This window comes from Micromonospora sp. WMMD735, assembly GCF_049178995.1.
Classification (GTDB): Bacteria; Actinomycetota; Actinomycetes; order Mycobacteriales; family Micromonosporaceae; genus Micromonospora; species Micromonospora wenchangensis.
In genome coordinates, this window is record NZ_JBMHMJ010000002.1 from 6106115 (window position 1) to 6123371 (window position 17257).

Consider the following 17257-nt stretch of genomic DNA (forward strand, 5'->3'; position numbering starts at 1 on the left):
TCTCCAGGGGTGGCTGGGAGTGGAATCAGCGGACGTAATCGCAGTCTGACTGCCATCTTGGCCACTGAATTCGCGGCAGACAAGGGCTTGGGCGACTGTTTCCGTGCGACTGCGTGTCGTCTACGCTGCCGACGTGGAGCCGATAGCGTTCTGGGTCGCCGGTCGGGCCGTGCACGGCGACGACGAGGTGACCGTCACCCACCCGTACGACGGTCGGGCGGTGGGGCGTACCAGTTGGGCCACGCCCGACCAGGTCGAAGCCGCCGTCGCCGCCGCGGCCCGGGTGGCGGCGCAGGCCGCGGCGCTGCCCGCGCACGCGCGGGCGGCGGCCCTGGACCACGTGTCCCGGGAACTCGCCGCACGGGCGGCCGAGGTGGCCGACCTGATCACCGCCGAGAACGGCAAGCCGATCACCTGGGCGCGGGCCGAGGTGGGCCGGGCGGTGTCCACGTTCCGCTGGGCGGCCGAGGAGGCCCGACGGTTCTCCGGCGAGTTGCAGCGGCTCGACACCGACCCCGCCGCGACCGGTCGGATCGCCCTGGTCCGGCGGGCACCCCGGGGGCCGGTGCTCGGCATCACCCCGTTCAACTTCCCGCTCAACCTGGTGGCCCACAAGGTCGCCCCGGCCCTCGCGGTCGGTGCGCCGATCATCGTGAAGCCGGCCCCGGCGACACCGCTGTCCGCGCTGCTGCTCGGCGGGATCCTCGCCGGCACGGACCTGCCGGCCGGCATGGTGTCGGTACTGCCGCTGCCCAACGACCGCACCGCCGCCCTGGTCGACGACCCCCGGCTGCCGGTGGTGTCGTTCACCGGCTCCGGGCCGGTCGGGGCGCAGCTCCGCCGTCAGGTGCCGGACAAGCACGTCACCCTGGAACTCGGCGGCAACGCGGCGGCGGTGATCTGCGCCGACTGGGCGTCCGACGAGGACCTGGATTTCGCCGCCCGACGGATCGCCACCTTCGGCAACTACCAGGCCGGGCAGTCCTGCATCGCGGTGCAACGGGTCCTCGTGCACGAGCGACGCTACGCCGCCTTCCTGCCCCGGCTGGTCGCCGCCGTGCGGGCACTGCGTACCGGCGACCCGACCGCCGGGTCGACCGACGTCGGGCCGCTGGTCTCCGTCGACGCCGCCCGCCGGGTCGAGGCATGGGTCGACGAGGCCGTCGCCGCCGGGGCCACCGTCTAGGTCGGGGGCCGCCGCGACGGCGCCAGCTATCCACCCACCGTGCTGACCGGGGTGCCGTCGTCGGCGAAGGTCTGCGCGGAGGAGGTCTTCGGGCCGGTGCTGGTGGTGGCCCCGGTGGCGACCGACGACGCCGCGTTCGCCGCCGTCAACGACTCGGCGTACGGGTTGCAGGCCGGCGTGTTCACCCACCGGCTCGACGTGGCGTTCGCCGCCGCGCGGGTGCTGGAGGTGGGCGGGGTGATCGTCGGCGACGTGCCGTCGTACCGGGCCGACCAGATGCCGTACGGGGGCGTCAAGGGCAGCGGCGTCGGCCGGGAGGGGGTACGCGCAGCGATGGACGACTACACCGAGCCGAGGGTGCTGGTGCTGACCGGGATGCCGCTGTAGCCCCGCCGCCTCCCTCGTCACCAGGTGCCGTCGTCCCGGACCCGGGGCGGGGCGAGGCCGAGCAGCAGGGTGGTCAGCGCGGCGTCGATGTCGTCGCCGAGGAACCACTCGCCCGCCTGGTCCAGTGCGAAGACCCGGCCGTGGTCGTCCACGGCCAGGATCGCGTCCGGATGCCCCGCGCCGATCGGGAAGAGCCGCACGCCGAGCACGGCACCGAAGTCCGCCAGGGTGTCGGCGGTGTACGCAGCGTGCACCGGGTCGACGGAGAACCGGGAGATCCACACCTGCTGCCCGGGACCTCGCCGACTGCTCCCCAACGACGGAAAGCGGCTCAAGGCGTCCAGCGCGGCAGGAAGCTCGGGATGCCCGGGGCACAACTCGCGGGCTTCGAGAATTGCCATTCGCGCCAGCGCCTCGTCGCCAGGGGTTGGTTCCCAGCCCCCTTCGACCAGAGCGTGAGCAACCTCTGCGGCGAATCGGTCAGCTTCAGGGGCTGTCGCGGGCTCCGGCTGCCACTGCTGGGTGAACGCGAGTTCAGACCAGCCGAGGACCGCGAAGTGCACCAGGAAATTGAGGCAGGAGTCGCACGGGCGTTCCGCCGGGCCGGCCTGCGGATCACCCGGCTCGCGGGCCAGGAACACGTCCATCCCGGTCGCCAGCAGCAGCGACTCCGCCTCGCGCATGGTCAGCGGGGGCTGGCCGGCGGCGGCGCGGCGGTGGTCGTACTCGTGCAGGACGTCCGACACGACGACCATCTCGGCGTGCCGGTCGCCGCCGCGCACCAGGTGCCCCGGGGGCAGTTCGTCCAGGTAGGCCAGGACCAGTGGGTGGTGCCGCACCGCCACGTCCCCCTTGACGCCGTGCCCGACGTAGGTGCGACCCTCGACGGTCAAATGGGCCACGGCGGCGGGCGTCGGCAGCCGTCGGATCTCGCGCAGCAGCAGGCTGGCCGGGTCGACGGTGCGGGGTGCCGGGGTGCCGGTGGGGCGGCTGCGCCGGTACATCTGCTGCACCACCGCCGCCGGCACCCGGGGCCAGGTCGTGACCTCGCCGGTCTGCTTGTCGACGACGGTGGTCGGTAGGTCGCCGGGGTTCGTGTCGACGGCGCGGTCGACGGTCGACCGGATCACGTAGCCCAGGTCGAACTCGTCGAGCGTGGGCCGGCACTCGTAGCCGAGGCGCTGCGAGTCCCGGCGGGCCCACACGTCGGCGAGCTGCTCGGCCTGTCGTCGATCGATCACGGCCCGAAACTACCGGACACCACGGGATCGTGGCGCCCGGTATGGTTCGCCTGACTGACGGTGACGGGGGAGGATGGCGTTGGCCGAAAGGGTGGACCGGGACGCGAACCAGGCGCTCCGGGCGCGGTTCGACGAGGTGTACGGCCAGTACCAGCGGATGCGGTCCGGTGTGGACGACCTGCGTGCCGAACTGGCGGAGTTGCGGGTGACGGAGCGCTCGGACGACGGCCAGGTCACCGCCACGGTGGGTGCCCGTGGCGAGCTGATCTCGGTGGAGCTCGCCGGCGAGGTCTACCACGACCGCGATCACCATGCGCTCAGCCGCAAGATCACCATGACGGTGCACCGGGCCTGCGCCCGGGCGGCCACGGCCACCCAGGAGTTGGTCGTCGCCCATCTGCCGGCCGGCTCGGGGTCGGTGGAGTTCCTGCGTACGGGCGACTTCGGCGCACTGTTCGGGCGGGCCGACGCGGTGCTCCGGCGGGAGGACGAACGGCATGGGTGAGGGGCAACTCTGGCTCGACCCGGCCCGGGCCCGGCGTGGTGGCGCCGACCTGCACCTGGCCGGTGAGTCGGTGTCGGCCCGCCGCGTCACCCTCGGTGCGGAGATCACGGCGGCCAGCGCACCCCGCCCATGGGGTCGGGACGACATAGGCGCGGCCTTCGAGAAAAGCTACCGGTCCCACGAGGAGACCCTGCTGCGTGCCTGGGCCGGGCTCGGCCGATCTTTGGAGGGGCTCGGCACCGGCGTGGTCACCTCGGTCGACGCCAACCTACGGACCGACGCGGCCAGCGGCCGGCGCTTCGACCGGGTGGCCGACCCTCGTGACCGTCGGCACTGACCTGCGGGGTAAGCCGTGACCGTGCTGCCGAGCCCGATCCCGCACCCCCTCGACTACAGCCCCTGGGACCTGCCGGGCTGGGCCTACGAGGCGCTCGACTGGGTGGTCGGCGTGGAGTGGCCGGAGGGAAACGAACGCGCCGTCTGGGACCTCGCCGACCGGTGGTACGCCGTGGCGGGCGCGCTGGCCGGCCCCCGTGCCGACGCGATCGCCGCCGCCACCGAGGTGCGCGGCGGATACGGCGCAGCCGGCGCGGTCCCGGAGGCGTTCGAGGTGGCCTGGCGACGGCTCGCCGACGGCGACGATGCCCCGTTGACGGTGCTGCTCGCAGTCAGTACCGACCTGGGCCGCCTGGTCGAGGAGTGCGGCTGCGACATTGAGGCCGCCAAGCTCGAGGTGTGGATCGAACTCGGCATCCTGGTCGTGGAGCTGCTCGCGCTCGCCGTCGCCGCCGCACTCACCGCCGGGGCCGCCTCACCGGCGGCTGGTGCGGCGGTCACCGCCAGTCGGCTGGTCATCCAGCAGATCTTCCGCCGGCTGATGGCGCAACTGGCCAAGAAGGCGCTCCGAGAGGGCCTCAAGGAGGCGGGCGAGCGGGCCGCCAAAGAGGTGGCCCGGGACGGGATGCGTGGGCTCGGCAAGCGGGCGGTCAAAGGGGGCCTGTTCGAGGCGGGACAGGAGGGCGGCGTCAACCTCGCGACGCAGGCGTACCAGAACTCCACCGGTCGCCGGCACGGCCTCGACCTCGCCGATCTCGGTGCGTCGACGCTCGGTGGGCTGGCCGGTGGTGCGGTCGCACCACTGGCCGGGCTGGGGCGGCACGCCACCGGGCGGGGTGCCCGGGTCGGTGAGCACCTGGGCCGGGAAATGACCGGTGAGGTGCTCGCGGAGGGCGCGGCAGGGCTGGCCACCGGCCAGGGAGCGTTGTCGCCGGAGGACGCGGCCCGGGCGGCCGTCTCCGGGGTCAGCGGTTTGGCGACCGCGCAGGCGGACGCCGCGCTGCACGCCCGCCTCGACGGCCGGCTGCACTCGTTGGCCGACGCCACGCAGGTGTCGGCGGCCTTCCCCGTCCCACCGTCGCCGGTGGCGGCCGGCGTTGAGCAGGCGGCCCCGGCCGGCGATGCTCCGGCCCGGCCGGCCGCTGACGCTTCCGCGCCGGGACCGGCGACATCGTCCGGCCCCACCGTCCTGGCCGGTGCCGACCCAGGCACTGCCGTCGAGACGCCGTCGCCCCGCGATCCGCAGGTGCCGCCCGATCCCGGCCGGGCCGCTGCTGCCGTCGGGATGGTGGACGGGCAGGCGGGAGCGGGCACGGTGACGCCCCCGGCCCCACCGGCACCCGGGGTCGACCACGTCATGGGCGCGGCTCCGGCGTCGATCGTGGCCGAGTCGACGCCGTCCAGCCCCACCCTGTCCTCGGTCGCCGCCGATCAGGTGACCTCCCCGCTGACGGCAGGTCGAGTCGCTGAGGTGGTGTCGACGAACGCGGCGGTCACCGCACCGCCCGGGCCCGACTCCGGGCAGGGCAACCCGCCCGGAAGCGTGACGACAGCGGGCGGAGCACCGACGGCAACCGCTGCGGTGTCACCTACTGCATACCCCTCTCCTGGACGCACCTCGTCGGCCGCTTTGACGGCCGGCGCTCCGCTGGGGCAGGCACCCGGTGGGTCGGTGAGGCCGGCACCGACGACAGGGCTCCCGACCCACGGCGGCACACCGGACACCCCGCAGGCCGCCCGGGAGAGGTCGCCCGGCGTAGCCGACCGCGATGACGGGCGGCAGGGCGACAGGCGGTTCCCGCTCCTGGAGGCGCTGGCCCCTCGGCCCGTGGTCCCGCCGCCCACCGAGCCGACTCCTCTGGCACCAGATCCGGACGACGAGCCACCCCGCCCGAGAACTCCCCGGTGGTACGCCGCGAAATGGGCAGCCGAACGGGAGGCGCTCGACCGTCGCCGCTATCAGGGCTACTTCGAGGCCCAGCGACACTGGTTCGAGGATCGGCGACGCACCGACGCTTCGTCCCGCCAGGAAGAGGCAGCCCGTAGGCGCGAGACGGTGGCCAGACGTGCTGCCCGCCAGGCGTTCGAACTCCACCGTGAGGGCCGGTCGGCCCTGGCCAACTGGCTCCGGGGAACTGCCCGTCAGGCAGAGCATGACGCCAACCGCCACCGTGACCTAGCGGAAGAGATCCGCTCAGGTCGGGTGGTCCCGGATGTGGTGTTCGTAGCTGACTCTGCCGACTTCTCCCGCATCAACGACGATGTGGCCGAGTTGGCCGGTGGTGCGGTCGAGACGGGGGACAGGTCGGCGCTGACCGGCGACGACGATCCACCGCCCATCGACCGTTCCCGCCGGTACGGGGAGTTCGGCGGGCTGCGCCCTCCCCTCGCGCTGCACCAGACCGACCTCGAACGGCAGATGCCCCGCACTGCGGACGGCGGCGTCGTGCGTACCGCCGATCCCCGGCAGGGCGGCTGGTTCGCGCTGACCAACGACGGAGGGCCGCAGGCCGATCCGACCCGGGGCATCAACTGCCTGGACTGCACCCTGTCCCTCTACGAGACGTGGTTGCACGGCCGGCCCAGGGTGGCCGCACCCCGCACGTTCGACGGCTACCTGCAGGGCGACGTCCGGCGTCCGGTCAACGGTGAGACCGGCGGACCCGGCCGGGTGGAGGAGGTCACCGGCGGGCGGTTCCAGAAGCTGTTCGCTGTCGACGAGGGTGTCCGGCCGGGCCCGGCAGCCCTGCGTACGTCGGTCGAGCGCGGCTACCGCAACCTGCGTGACCAACTCGTCCTCGGCGGCCACGGCAGCTACGCCTTCCTGATCACCGAGTGGGAGAACGGCGGTTCGCACGCCTGGGTGGCGCTCAACCAGAACGGCACGGTGCTCTATCTCGACCCCCAGGCGGGCACGGTGCACGACCGTCCGCTCTACGGACACACGGGCCGGCGGCGACCTGACAACGTCGTCGGCATCGACGCGCTGATCCTCGGCGGGGACGGCCGACCGATGCCGTTGGGCGGGCTGGCGCGGGGACGGTTCAGCGTCCGTCCCGACCTGCCCGACCACCCTGCGGTGCCGGACGACGAGCAGGGCTACGGCGACCCCTATCTCAACCGCGTCCACCTCCTCGACGGGCCTGGTGGTGCGCCGGACATTGGGATCGGGACGCCGGTGCCGAGTGGTCGGGATGCGGACCCTGCCGGGGTGATGGCCCAACTGTCCGCCCACGAGCGCAACGTGCTGCACAGCATTCATGAGCAGGCGACGGTGGTGGCCGACGCGGTGGAGAGTGCCCTCGATCGACTCGCCGCCCGGGTGGCCGGGGCGTTGGGGGCCGATGATGCCGTCGCGCTGTCCGACCGGGAGTTCCGGGTGAAGAGTGAGGTGTCGCTCGCGCGTAAGTTCCTCGACGAGGCAAGTGCGGTCGGCATCTCGGCGGAGGATTTCAGCACGGAGGTCAACGACGTCCTCCGGTTCTGTCTCGTCGTGTCACAGGCGGAGTGTTACGAGCCGGCGGTGCGCAGGACCCTTGCGGAGTTGAACGGTGCCGGATTCGCCGTCGACGGGAGTTCCTGCAAGAATTTCTGGCGTGCCGGCAACCGGTTCTACGGTTTCAACTGCACCGTCCGTTCTCCGGAGGGGCAGCTCTTCGAGTTGCAGGTGCACAGCCGTTCATCCCGGGCCGCATGGTTGGAAACCCATCACGCGTACGAGGTGCTGCGTCGTACGACCCAGTCGCCGGTGCGACGTGTCGAGGCGTTCCTCGACATGTTGTCGATAAACCGTCGGCACGGGATGCCGGCCGAGGTCCCCACTCGGCTCGCCGAGTCCTTCCCGGCGAAGGATGCCAGCTTCGCCAAGTGGCTACACCTCAACCGCAGCGTCTGGCGGTCGTATCTTGACGCGCTCCGGGTGGAGGGCTCGGGCTTCACCGACGTCACGGCACGGTTCGGCCTGACCGCGCAGGACTTCCCCGTTTCGCCCGAGTTGGAACCTCAATTGGAGCCTCCGATTGCTGACCTACTACGTTCTGTTCCGTAGCGCCGAAACGGCTGATCCGGTCGGTATCTTCGTGGTCGACGCGGTCACGGGGCACGCCCTGTTGTGGGATCACCGACGCCGTTCGTGGACGTACAACCCGGACCTTGTCGCGCGCTTTCTCGATGATCATCGGAACTTCGGGCGGTACCGCGAAGTCGACCGGTCGGTTGCTGATCGTGCTGCGGTGGACGTCTCGGGCGGGCAGACGCTCCCGGACGTCGACGCCATCGAACGGATCTTCGCTCAGGCGGCTGTGGGGGACGCCGATTAGGGTGGGGCGATGACGGACCCTGCTGCCAAGAAGCGTCAGACGACCGCCTGGGTGTCGGGCATGGCCATCGGCATCGTCATCGGGCTGATCATGTTCCGGGACGCCGTCGGCGTGGCGTTCGGGATCTCCATCGGTATCGCCTTCGCCATCGCCTTCGGTGCCTTCGACAAGAAGAAGGAGGGTGGACGCGACGGTGAGCCCGGCTGAGACGGAGGGACGGCCGGAGCACGGGGACGCCGGGTCGCCCGGGTTGACGGTCGCCGAGGCGGTGGCCGTACAGGACCGGTTGCGACCCCGGGTGGACCTGGTCGGGCCGGGTCCGCGCCGGCCCGCGACGGTGGCCGGCCTCGACGTGGCGTACGCGCCGGACGGCGACCTGCTCGCCGCGGCGGTGACCGTGCTCGACACCGCGACCCTGACGGTGGTGGACCATGCGGTCAGCGTCGGTCGGCCCGCGTTCGGGTACGTGCCGGGGCTGTTCGCCTTCCGTGAGCTGCCCGCCCTGCTGGCCGCCCTGGACCGGCTGACCACCCGTCCCGAGCTGCTGGTCTGCGACGGGCACGGGTTGGCCCATCCACGCCGTTTCGGGTTGGCCTGCCACCTGGGCGTGGTGACCGGGCTCCCCGCGATCGGGGTGGGCAAGACCCCGCTGGTCGGCGGGTGGACCGGGCCGGGTCCGCGCCGGGGGGACGCCGCCGAGCTGGTCGACGCCGGTGAGGTGGTCGGCCGGGTGCTGCGTACCCGGGACGGGGTGAAGCCGGTGTTCGTCAGCGTCGGGCACCGGATGGGACTGGACAACGCCGTCGCGCAGGTGCTCGCGTTGACCCCGCGGTTCCGGCTGCCGGAGACCACCCGTACCGCCGACCGGCTCTGCCGCGAGACCCTCGCCGCCGCCACCGGCCCGGCCCGCGTCGCCGGCTGAGGGGTGCGCGGGGCGGCCGACCCGGGCGGCCGGGTCGAGGGTAACGCGGCCCACAGGCGGGACGCTCTGTCACCGGGTGCCCTGTCGCGCTGGTAGTAACCTGGCCGGCGGCCCCCGCCGGGGCGGAGGGTGAGGTGGGAGATGTCCGTGCGTCGGCAGGCGGCGCGGGTGGTGACCGTCGGTGCGCTGCTCGCCGGGCTGGTGACCCTCGGTGCGCCCCCCGCCCACGCGGACGAGGACCGGGTACGGGTGCGGGCCTCGGGCGGCTTCTCCGCCGGTGGTTCCCCGGGCGGGATCGTGATCGAGGTGCGCAAACGCACCGACGGGTGTGTGCTGCTGCGGACCGCGTTGGGGCTGAGCCTGACCGGGGTTGGCGCGGACCAGGTTCGGGTAGAGGTGAGTGTCGGGGGGCGATGGTCCACTGTGCCCGTCACCGGTGGCGGCGGCGTGCTCCAGGTCTCCCGTACCTCGTCGGCGGGTCCACCGTTGTGCAAGGGAAAGAGCAGCACCGTCCGCTACCGGGTGGCGTTCCTCGCCGGGGCGCCGGCGGGCCGGCTGGACGTGGTCGGTGAGGCGACGACCGCGGTCGGCCGGCTGATCGGCCGGGGCGCCGACACGTCCCGGGTCGGCGGACGGGCCGCCGGCTCCCCGACGCCGAGCCCCACCCCGACCAGGAAGCCCACTCCCACTCCCGACGCGACCACGTCCGCGCCCGCCCCGACGGCGGCGACCACCGGGGCCGCGCTGGCCGCCCCGGCGGCCGGCCCGGCCGGTACCGCCGCCGCAGAGACCTCCGGAGGATCCATGACCATGTTTGCCGGCATCGCCCTGGTGATCCTGGGTGCCGGGCTCATCGCCCTGCTGATCTTCCGGTCCCGCGCCGACCGGGCCGCGGTCGACCCGGGCCGGACCGCCGACCCGGTCGACCTTCCGGTCCTGCCGCAACCCCGCAACCCCGGCCCGACCACCTACCGCTCCGGCGGCGCGGTGGCGGCTCCGGCCCCGGCCCCCTCCGGCCAGGTGTACGGGCAGCCGCAGCCGCAGCCGTCCGTGCCCGCCCGCCCGGGTGGCCTGTACGGGGCACCGGCCGCCTATCCGACGGTGACGCCCACCCCGCGCCCGGCCGGTGGGGTGTACGGCAGCCGCCCGGCGTCAGTCCCACCCGCCCAGGGCGGCCCGGTCTCCGCGCCACCCGCCGCGCCGACCCCGCCGTCCGCCGCCCCGACCCCGCCACCCGCCGCGCCGACCCCGCCGTCCGCCGCGCTGGCCCCGTCACCCGCGGTGCCGCCCCCGCCGGCCGTCGTCCCGTCCGGTCCGTCCGCCGGCCCGCCCGTGCCGGGCCGGCCGGCGTCACCGGCCCCCACCGGGGGCGAAGCGACGACGATCATGCCCGAGCTCCCCGGCTAGGAGGGGACGGACGCCACCGCTCCGATACGCTCAGGGTCGTTGACGACCCCTGTCGAGGAGCTGAAACCGGTGTCTGACCTGTCCCAGATCGTGAAGGCGTACGACGTCCGTGGGACGGTGCCCGACCAGTGGGACGAGCGGGTGGCCGAAGCCCTCGGTGCCGCCCTCACCCGGGTGCTCGACGAGGCCGGCGAGCCGGACGGGGCCGTGCTGATCGCGCACGACATGCGGGCCACCGGCCCGGGGCTGGCCGCCGCCTTCGCCGACGGCGTGCGGGCCGAGGGGCGGGCCGTGATCGAGTTGGGGCTCGCCTCCACCGACATGCTCTACTACGCCTCCGGCGCGCTCGGCCTGCCCGGGGCGATGTTCACCGCCAGTCACAACCCGGCGCAGTACAACGGCATCAAGATGTGCCGCTCCGGGGCCCGCCCGATCGGTCAGGACAGCGGCCTGGCCGACATCCGGGCCCGCGCCCAGGCGCTGCTGGACGCCGGCACCCGGCCGGCCGCCGCGTCGCCGGCCCCCGCCGACCGGCGTGACCTGCTCCCCGACTACGCGGCCCACCTGCGCAAACTGGTCGACCTGTCGGCCATCCGTCCGCTCAAGGTGGTGGTGGACGCCGGCAACGGGATGGGCGGCTACACGGTGCCGAGCGTGCTCGGCGACGCGGCGTTGCCGGCCCTGCCGTTGGAGATCGTGCCGCTCTACTTCGAGCTGGACGGCACCTTCCCCAACCACGAGGCCAACCCGCTCGACCCGAGGAACCTGGTCGACCTCCAGCGGGCCGTGGTGACCCACTCCGCCGACCTCGGCCTGGCCTTCGACGGCGACGCCGACCGGTGCTTCGTGATCGACGAGCGGGGCGAGCCGGTCTCCCCGTCGGCGATCACCGCCCTGGTCGCCGCCCGCGAGCTGGCCAAGCACCCGGGGTCCACGGTGATCCACAACCCGATCACCTCCCGGGCCGTACCGGAGATCATCCGCGAGCACGGGGGCGTGCCGGTGGTGGCCCGGGTGGGGCACTCCTTCATCAAGGCCGAGATGGCCCGGACCAACGCGATCTTCGGCGGGGAGCACTCGGCGCACTACTACTTCCGGGACTTCTGGTTCGCCGACACCGGCATGCTCGCCGCCATGCACACCCTGGCCGCCCTCGGTGAGCAGTCCCAGCCGCTGTCCCTGCTGGCCAGTGGGTACGAGCGGTACGTCGCCTCCGGCGAGATCAACTCCACGGTCACCGACCAGGCCGCCCGGGTCGCGGCGGTGCGGGCGGCGTACCCGCAGGCGGAGGTCGACGAGTTGGACGGGCTTACCCTGCGGTTCCCCGACGGCGCGTGGTTCAACCTGCGCGCGTCCAACACCGAACCGCTGCTGCGGCTCAACGTCGAGGGCCCGACCGCGGAGCGGATGACCTCGCTGCGCGACGAGGTGCTGGAGCGGGTTCGCCGATAAGATCCCCTCCGCCGGTCGGCACCGCCGACCGGCACAGACCACACACGTGGAAGGAGCCGCGCCGTGGCCCTGGACCCGCAGTTGCTCGAAATCCTCGCCTGCCCGGACACACACCACGCACCGCTGGACTACGACGCTCAGGCCCAGACCCTCACCTGCACGCAGTGCGGCCGCATCTTCGAGGTGCGCGACGACGTGCCGGTGCTGCTGCTGGACGAGGCTCGTGGCGGGCCGGAGGCGCAGCGGTGATGGACGGAACGGCCGGCGTCAGCGGCCGGCGGGTGGCCGACGAGTCGATCCTGGACGACCCGGAGGCGGTCGCCGCCCACGACCCGGGTGGCATGCTGCGCTTCACCGCCTCGGCAGGGGCACAGGTACGGGAGTCCGCCGCGCTGGCCGCCGAGGCCAACCTGGCGCTGCTGGAGGACGAGGGCCGCCCGCGTGCGGTCGTCATCGCCGGCATCGGCACCGCCGGGCGTACCGGGGACGTGCTGGCCACGGTCGCCGGGCCGCGCTGCCCGGTGCCGGTGATCCCGCACCGCAGCGCCGGGGTGCCCGGCTGGGTCGGCGCGGCCGACGTGGTGATCGCGGTCAGCGCGTCCGGCCGAAGCCCGGAGGCGTTGGGCGCCGCCGAGGCCGCGCACCGCCGGGGTGCCCGGCTGGTCGCGGTGGGCGCGCCCGACTCGCAGTTGCAGTCGGTGGCCGAACGGGCCCGGGCGCCGTTCATCCCGGTGCCCCGTCGTGCCCCGGCCCGGGCCAGCCTCTGGGCGCTCACCGTGCCGGTTCTGCTCGCCGCCCGTACGCTCGGCCTGGTGAAGGTCAACGAGGCGGATCTGGCCGAGACGGCGGCCCGGCTGGACGCCGACGCCGACCGGTGCCGGTCGACCGCCGAGTCCTTCGTCAATCCGGCGAAGTCACTGGCCCTCGGGCTGGCCGGGTCGATCCCGATTGTCTGGGGTTCGTCCCCGCTGGCCACCGTGGCGGCCCGCCGTTTCGGTGACACGCTGTCGGCCAACGCCCGCTACCCGGTGGTCGCCGGGGCGCTGGGTGAGGCCGGTCGGGGCCGGGTCGGCCTGCTCGACGGCGTCTTCGGCGGTCTGGTGGAGTCGACGCGGGACATCTTCGCCGACCCCGACGAGGTCGAGCCCGACCCGACCCGGCTGCGGCTGGTGCTGCTGCGTGACGGTGGCCTCAACGCCGACGACGACACCGACGAGCCGCTGGCCGTCGAGGAGCGTCGTGCCGACGCGGTGCAGACCCTCGCCGAGCGGCGCGGGGTGCGTTGCGACGTGGTCACCGCCGAGGGCGGCTCCGCGCTGGAACGGCTCGCCTCCCTCGTCGCGGTGCCCGACTTCGCGTCGGTCTATCTTGCCCTGGCCCACGGGCTGGACCCGATGGCCGTTCCGGCCGTCACCGAGATGAAGGAGCTGTCGAACCAGTGAGCGCGAACGGCGGTACCAAGGCGATCATCGCCGCCCTGCTGGCGAACATCGGTATCGCCATCACCAAGTTCATCGCGTTCCTGCTGACCAGTTCGTCGTCGATGCTGGCGGAGTCGATCCACTCGGTGGCCGACTCGGGCAACCAGGCGCTGCTGCTGCTCGGTGGCAAGCGGGCCAAGCGGGCGGCCACCCCGGAGCACCCCTTCGGGTACGGCCGGGAGCGTTACATCTACGCGTTCATCGTGTCGATCGTGCTGTTCAGCCTCGGTGGCCTGTTCGCGCTCTACGAGGCGTGGCACAAGGCGGCCGACCCGCACCCGATCACCGCGTGGCAGTGGGTGCCGGTGACGGTGCTGCTGGCCGCGATCGTGATGGAGGGCTTCTCCTTCCGTACGGCGATCAAGGAGTCGAACCACACCCGGGGCAGCCAGTCCTGGGTGAACTTCATCCGTCGGGCCAAGGCGCCGGAGCTTCCGGTGGTGCTGCTGGAGGACTTCGGCGCGCTGGTCGGTCTGGTGCTCGCGCTGTTCGGCGTGGGGCTGACGCTGATCACCGGCAACGGCATGTGGGACGCCGCGGGCACCGCGATGATCGGTGTGCTGCTGGTGATCATCGCGATCGTGCTGGCGATCGAGACGAAGAGCCTGCTGCTCGGCGAGGGTGCCGACCCGGCTGACCTGGCGACGATCGAGCGGGCCGTCACCGACGGCCCCGAGGTCGAGCGGATCATCCACATGAAGACGCTCTACCTCGGCCCGGAGGAGCTGATGGTGGCCGCGAAGATCGGCGTGCCGGCCTGGGAGAGTGCCGAGGAACTCGCCCGGGGCATCAACGCGGTCGAGGCGCGCATCCGCGCGGCCGTGCCGATCGCCCGGGTGATCTATCTGGAGCCGGACATCTACAGCGTCGCCGCCGAGCGGGCGGGCACCGGCAAGGCCGCGCCGACCGCCGCGGCACCGGCGGGTGGGGCGAGTGAGGTGGCCGGGCGGGCCGGAGGCTGACCGTGGAACTGCTGCACGGGTCGATCCGCGACTACGCCTGGGGGTCCCGCTCGGCGCTCGCCGAGTTGCAGGGGCGACCGGCGCCGACCGACGGCCCGGAGGCGGAGCTGTGGCTGGGCGCCCATCCGGGTGGCCCGGCCATGGTCGACCGGGACGGTGCGCGGGTGAGCCTGACCGACCTGCTGGTCGCCGAGCCGGACCACTGGCTCGGCACGGAGGTGGTCGGCCGGTTCGGCACCCGGCTGCCGTTCCTGTTGAAGGTGCTCGCCGCGGACGCCCCGTTGAGCCTGCAGGCCCACCCCGACGCCGAGCAGGCCCGCGCCGGCTACGCCGCCGAGCAGGCTGACGTCGAGCGGGCAGGCGACGGGCAGGCCGGGGCAGGGCAGGCCGGTGACGGGTGGGTCGACGGGGTGGCGGAGCGGGCGCGGGGGCCACGCAACTACGTCGACCCGTACCACAAGCCGGAGTTGCTCGTCGCGTTGACGCCGTTCGACGCGCTCTGCGGGTTCCGGGACCCGCAGCTGTCGGCGACGGCGTTGGCCGGGTTCGGCGTACCGGAGTTGTCGCCGGTGGTGGCCGCGCTGCGGGCCGGGCCGACGGGGCTGCGGGAGGCCGTACGCGCGCTGCTGAGCTGGCCGGACGGCGACCGTGCCGGGCTGGTCGAGGCGGTGCGCACGGCGGATGCCGCCGGGCCGGACGCGGAACTGGCCCGGGACCTGGCGACCCGCTACCCGGCCGATCCGGGGGTGCTGGTGGCGCTGCTGCTGCACCACGTTCGGCTGACGCCGGGAGAGGCGATCTGGATGCCGGCCGGCAACCTGCACGCCTATCTGAGCGGCACCGGTGTGGAGATCATGGCGGCCAGTGACAACGTGCTGCGCGGTGGGCTGACCCCGAAGCACGTGGACGTCGACGAGTTGCTGCGGGTGCTGCGGTTCGAGGTGCTGGACGAGCCGGTCCTCGTCGCCCGCCCGGTGACGCCCGGGGTGGTCTGCTGGCCGGTGCCGGTGGACGACTTCGCGCTGCACCGGGTGACGGTGGACGAGGCCGGGCCGGAGGTCCGGCTGCCGTTGCCCGGCCCCCGGGTGGTGTTCTGCCACCGGGGCAAGGTCGGGGTGGACGACGGGGAGGGGGCGGTGATGCTCGGCCCGGGGCAGGCCGCCGTGGGCAGGGCCGCGGGTGCGGCGCTGGTGCTGTCAGGTACGGGCACGGCGTTCGTCGCCACGTGCGGCGGTTGACGGCACCGCGCAGCGACCTGCGCCACGCCGCAAGTCCGACTTTCCCGAATTGCTTGACTGATCCGTGCCTCACGGTAATCTCATGAGTACGCAGCGTTGTCGCGACGAAGGTCCGGCGGCGCGCGGGGGTAACCAAACCGGGGGGATGCACGGGGCGGCCGGCAGGTGGACGGAGGTTTCGTCCCACGCCGACCGCCCCGTGCGCTGTCTCGAGGCGGCCCACAGTGCGCCGCGAGGAGGCGGGCGTAAGGTTGATGGTCGCGCAGCCATCGTTCGACAGGAGCCTTCATGACCAGCACCCTCCCGGCGTCGCACAGCGGCGCCCGGCCGAGCACCCTCGCCGAGGGCGACTACAAGGTGGCGGATCTGTCGCTCGCCGAGTTCGGGCGCAAGGAGATCCGCCTCGCCGAGCACGAGATGCCCGGCCTGATGGCGATCCGCCGCGAATTCGCCGACGCCCAGCCCCTCGCCGGCGCCCGGATCACCGGTTCGCTGCACATGACCATCCAGACCGCCGTCCTGATCGAGACGCTGGTCGCCCTCGGCGCGCAGGTCCGCTGGGCGTCCTGCAACATCTTCTCCACCCAGGACCACGCCGCCGCGGCGATCGTGGTCGGCCCCGAGGGCACCCCGGAGGCGCCGTCCGGCGTCCCGGTGTACGCCTGGAAGGGCGAGAGCCTCGAGGAGTACTGGTGGTGCACCGAGCAGGTGCTCGCCTGGCCGGACGGGCAGGGCCCGAACATGATCCTCGACGACGGCGGTGACGCCACCCTGCTGGTGCACAAGGGCGTCGAGTTCGAGAAGGCCGGGGCGGTCCCGGCGGTCGAGTCCGCCGACTCCGAGGAGTACGCGGTCATCCTCCAGGTGCTGCACCGCAGCCTCGCCGAGGACAACCAGCGCTGGACCCGGATCGCCGCCGGCATCAAGGGCGTCACCGAGGAGACCACCACCGGCGTGCACCGGCTCTACGAGATGCACCGGGCCGGCACCCTGCTCTTCCCGGCCATCAACGTCAACGACTCGGTGACCAAGAGCAAGTTCGACAACAAGTACGGCTGCCGGCACTCGCTGATCGACGGCATCAACCGGGCCACCGACGTGCTGATCGGCGGCAAGATGGCAGTCGTGCTCGGTTACGGCGACGTGGGCAAGGGCTGCGCCGAGTCGCTGCGCGGCCAGGGCGCCCGGGTCGTGGTGACCGAGGTCGACCCGATCTGCGCGCTCCAGGCGGCGATGGACGGCTACCAGGTCGCCACCCTGGAGGACGTGGTCGAGCAGGCCGACATCTTCATCACCGCCACCGGCTGCTTCGACGTCATCACCAACGAGCACATGGCCCGGATGAAGCACCAGGCCATCGTCGGCAACATCGGCCACTTCGACAACGAGATCGACATGGCCGGCCTGGCGAAGCGCTCGGACGTCACCCGGGAGAACATCAAGCCGCAGGTCGACGTGTGGCGCTTCGACGACGGCCACGCGATCATCGTGCTCTCCGAGGGTCGCCTGCTGAACCTGGGCAACGCCACCGGCCACCCGAGCTTCGTGATGTCGAACTCGTTCGCCAACCAGACGATCGCCCAGATCGAGCTGTACACCAAGACCGACGAGTACCCGGTCGGCGTCTACGTGCTGCCCAAGCACCTGGACGAGAAGGTGGCGCGGCTGCACCTGGACGCGCTCGGCGCCCGGCTGACCGAGCTGACCAAGGAGCAGGCCGCCTACCTCGGCGTCTCGCCCGAGGGCCCGTTCAAGCCGGAGCACTACCGCTACTGAGCAACCCGTACGCAGGAGGGGTCGGCCACGTCGTGGCCGGCCCCT

General features: G+C 73.0%; 14 protein-coding genes and 1 pseudogene. 14 read left to right on the forward strand and 1 reads right to left on the reverse strand.

Annotated features, from left to right (window positions below):
- Positions 1–133: 133 nt before the first annotated feature.
- Positions 134–1573 (forward strand): annotated as a pseudogene (locus ACN268_RS26820) (aldehyde dehydrogenase family protein).
- Positions 1574–1590: 17 nt separating this feature from the next.
- Here the strand turns inward: ACN268_RS26820 and ACN268_RS26825 are convergent.
- Positions 1591–2814 carry an SUKH-3 domain-containing protein gene (locus ACN268_RS26825; RefSeq protein WP_421485667.1) on the reverse strand — a complete coding sequence of 408 codons (1224 nt, stop codon included), beginning with the start codon at positions 2812–2814 and terminating at the stop codon, positions 1591–1593.
- 73 nt (positions 2815–2887) lie between these two features.
- Between ACN268_RS26825 and ACN268_RS26830 the strand changes: the two genes are divergently transcribed.
- The 13 genes from ACN268_RS26830 to ahcY all read left to right on the forward strand — a co-directional run bounded on the left by ACN268_RS26830 (position 2888) and on the right by ahcY (position 17212).
- On the forward strand, positions 2888–3319 hold the full coding sequence (locus tag ACN268_RS26830) for a YbaB/EbfC family nucleoid-associated protein (RefSeq protein WP_421485669.1): 432 nt from the start codon (positions 2888–2890) through the stop codon (positions 3317–3319).
- A complete protein-coding gene (locus ACN268_RS26835) occupies positions 3312–3656 on the forward strand; it encodes a hypothetical protein (RefSeq protein WP_421485671.1) in 345 nt (114 codons plus the stop codon). The genes ACN268_RS26830 and ACN268_RS26835 overlap by 8 nt, the downstream gene beginning before the upstream one ends.
- Before the next feature lie 15 nt (positions 3657–3671).
- Positions 3672–7703 (forward strand): toxin glutamine deamidase domain-containing protein, encoded by a 4032-nt coding sequence (locus ACN268_RS26840; RefSeq protein ID WP_421485673.1) that lies wholly within the window; start codon positions 3672–3674, stop codon positions 7701–7703.
- Entirely contained in the window at positions 7675–7974 is a 300-nt protein-coding gene (locus tag ACN268_RS26845; protein ID WP_421485675.1) for a hypothetical protein, read from the forward strand. Before ACN268_RS26840 ends, ACN268_RS26845 begins: the two co-directional genes overlap by 29 nt.
- Positions 7975–7983: 9 nt before the next feature.
- Entirely contained in the window at positions 7984–8181 is a 198-nt protein-coding gene (locus tag ACN268_RS26850) for a hypothetical protein (protein WP_421485677.1), read from the forward strand.
- A complete protein-coding gene (locus ACN268_RS26855; protein ID WP_421485679.1) occupies positions 8168–8896 on the forward strand; it encodes an endonuclease V in 729 nt (242 codons plus the stop codon). Before ACN268_RS26850 ends, ACN268_RS26855 begins: the two co-directional genes overlap by 14 nt.
- A gap of 141 nt (positions 8897–9037) precedes the next feature.
- The gene (locus ACN268_RS26860; RefSeq protein WP_421485680.1) at positions 9038–10303 is read left to right on the forward strand and encodes a hypothetical protein; all 1266 of its coding nucleotides are present in this window, start codon (positions 9038–9040) and stop codon (positions 10301–10303) included.
- Between the two features lie 69 nt (positions 10304–10372).
- Positions 10373–11755 carry a phosphomannomutase/phosphoglucomutase gene (locus tag ACN268_RS26865; protein ID WP_421485682.1) on the forward strand — a complete coding sequence of 461 codons (1383 nt, stop codon included), beginning with the start codon at positions 10373–10375 and terminating at the stop codon, positions 11753–11755.
- A 63-nt stretch (positions 11756–11818) separates the two neighbouring features.
- Complete coding sequence (locus tag ACN268_RS26870) at positions 11819–12004, forward strand: Trm112 family protein (RefSeq protein ID WP_088642951.1); 186 nt, start codon at positions 11819–11821, stop codon at positions 12002–12004.
- Positions 12001–13197 (forward strand): SIS domain-containing protein, encoded by a 1197-nt coding sequence (locus tag ACN268_RS26875; protein ID WP_421485684.1) that lies wholly within the window; start codon positions 12001–12003, stop codon positions 13195–13197. The genes ACN268_RS26870 and ACN268_RS26875 overlap by 4 nt, the downstream gene beginning before the upstream one ends.
- Positions 13194–14198, forward strand: a complete 1005-nt coding sequence (locus ACN268_RS26880; RefSeq protein WP_421485686.1) for a cation diffusion facilitator family transporter — start codon at positions 13194–13196, stop codon at positions 14196–14198. Before ACN268_RS26875 ends, ACN268_RS26880 begins: the two co-directional genes overlap by 4 nt.
- A gap of 2 nt (positions 14199–14200) precedes the next feature.
- Positions 14201–15436 (forward strand): mannose-6-phosphate isomerase, class I, encoded by a 1236-nt coding sequence (gene manA, locus ACN268_RS26885; RefSeq protein ID WP_421485688.1) that lies wholly within the window; start codon positions 14201–14203, stop codon positions 15434–15436.
- Between the two features lie 288 nt (positions 15437–15724).
- On the forward strand, positions 15725–17212 hold the full coding sequence (gene ahcY / locus ACN268_RS26890) for an adenosylhomocysteinase (protein WP_088642955.1): 1488 nt from the start codon (positions 15725–15727) through the stop codon (positions 17210–17212).
- The last annotated feature ends 45 nt before the right edge of the window (positions 17213–17257 follow it).

What these genes read in the sequence shown, in the direction of transcription:
- ACN268_RS26830 (WP_421485669.1), top strand. Translation starts at nt 2,888, where the DNA reads ATGGCGTTGGCCGAAAGGGTGGACCGGGACGCGAACCAGGCGCTCCGG.
- ACN268_RS26850 (WP_421485677.1), top strand. Translation starts at nt 7,984, where the DNA reads ATGACGGACCCTGCTGCCAAGAAGCGTCAGACGACCGCCTGGGTGTCG.
- ACN268_RS26835 (WP_421485671.1), top strand. Translation starts at nt 3,312, where the DNA reads ATGGGTGAGGGGCAACTCTGGCTCGACCCGGCCCGGGCCCGGCGTGGT.
- ACN268_RS26860 (WP_421485680.1), top strand. Translation starts at nt 9,038, where the DNA reads ATGTCCGTGCGTCGGCAGGCGGCGCGGGTGGTGACCGTCGGTGCGCTG.
- ahcY (WP_088642955.1), top strand. Translation starts at nt 15,725, where the DNA reads ATGACCAGCACCCTCCCGGCGTCGCACAGCGGCGCCCGGCCGAGCACC.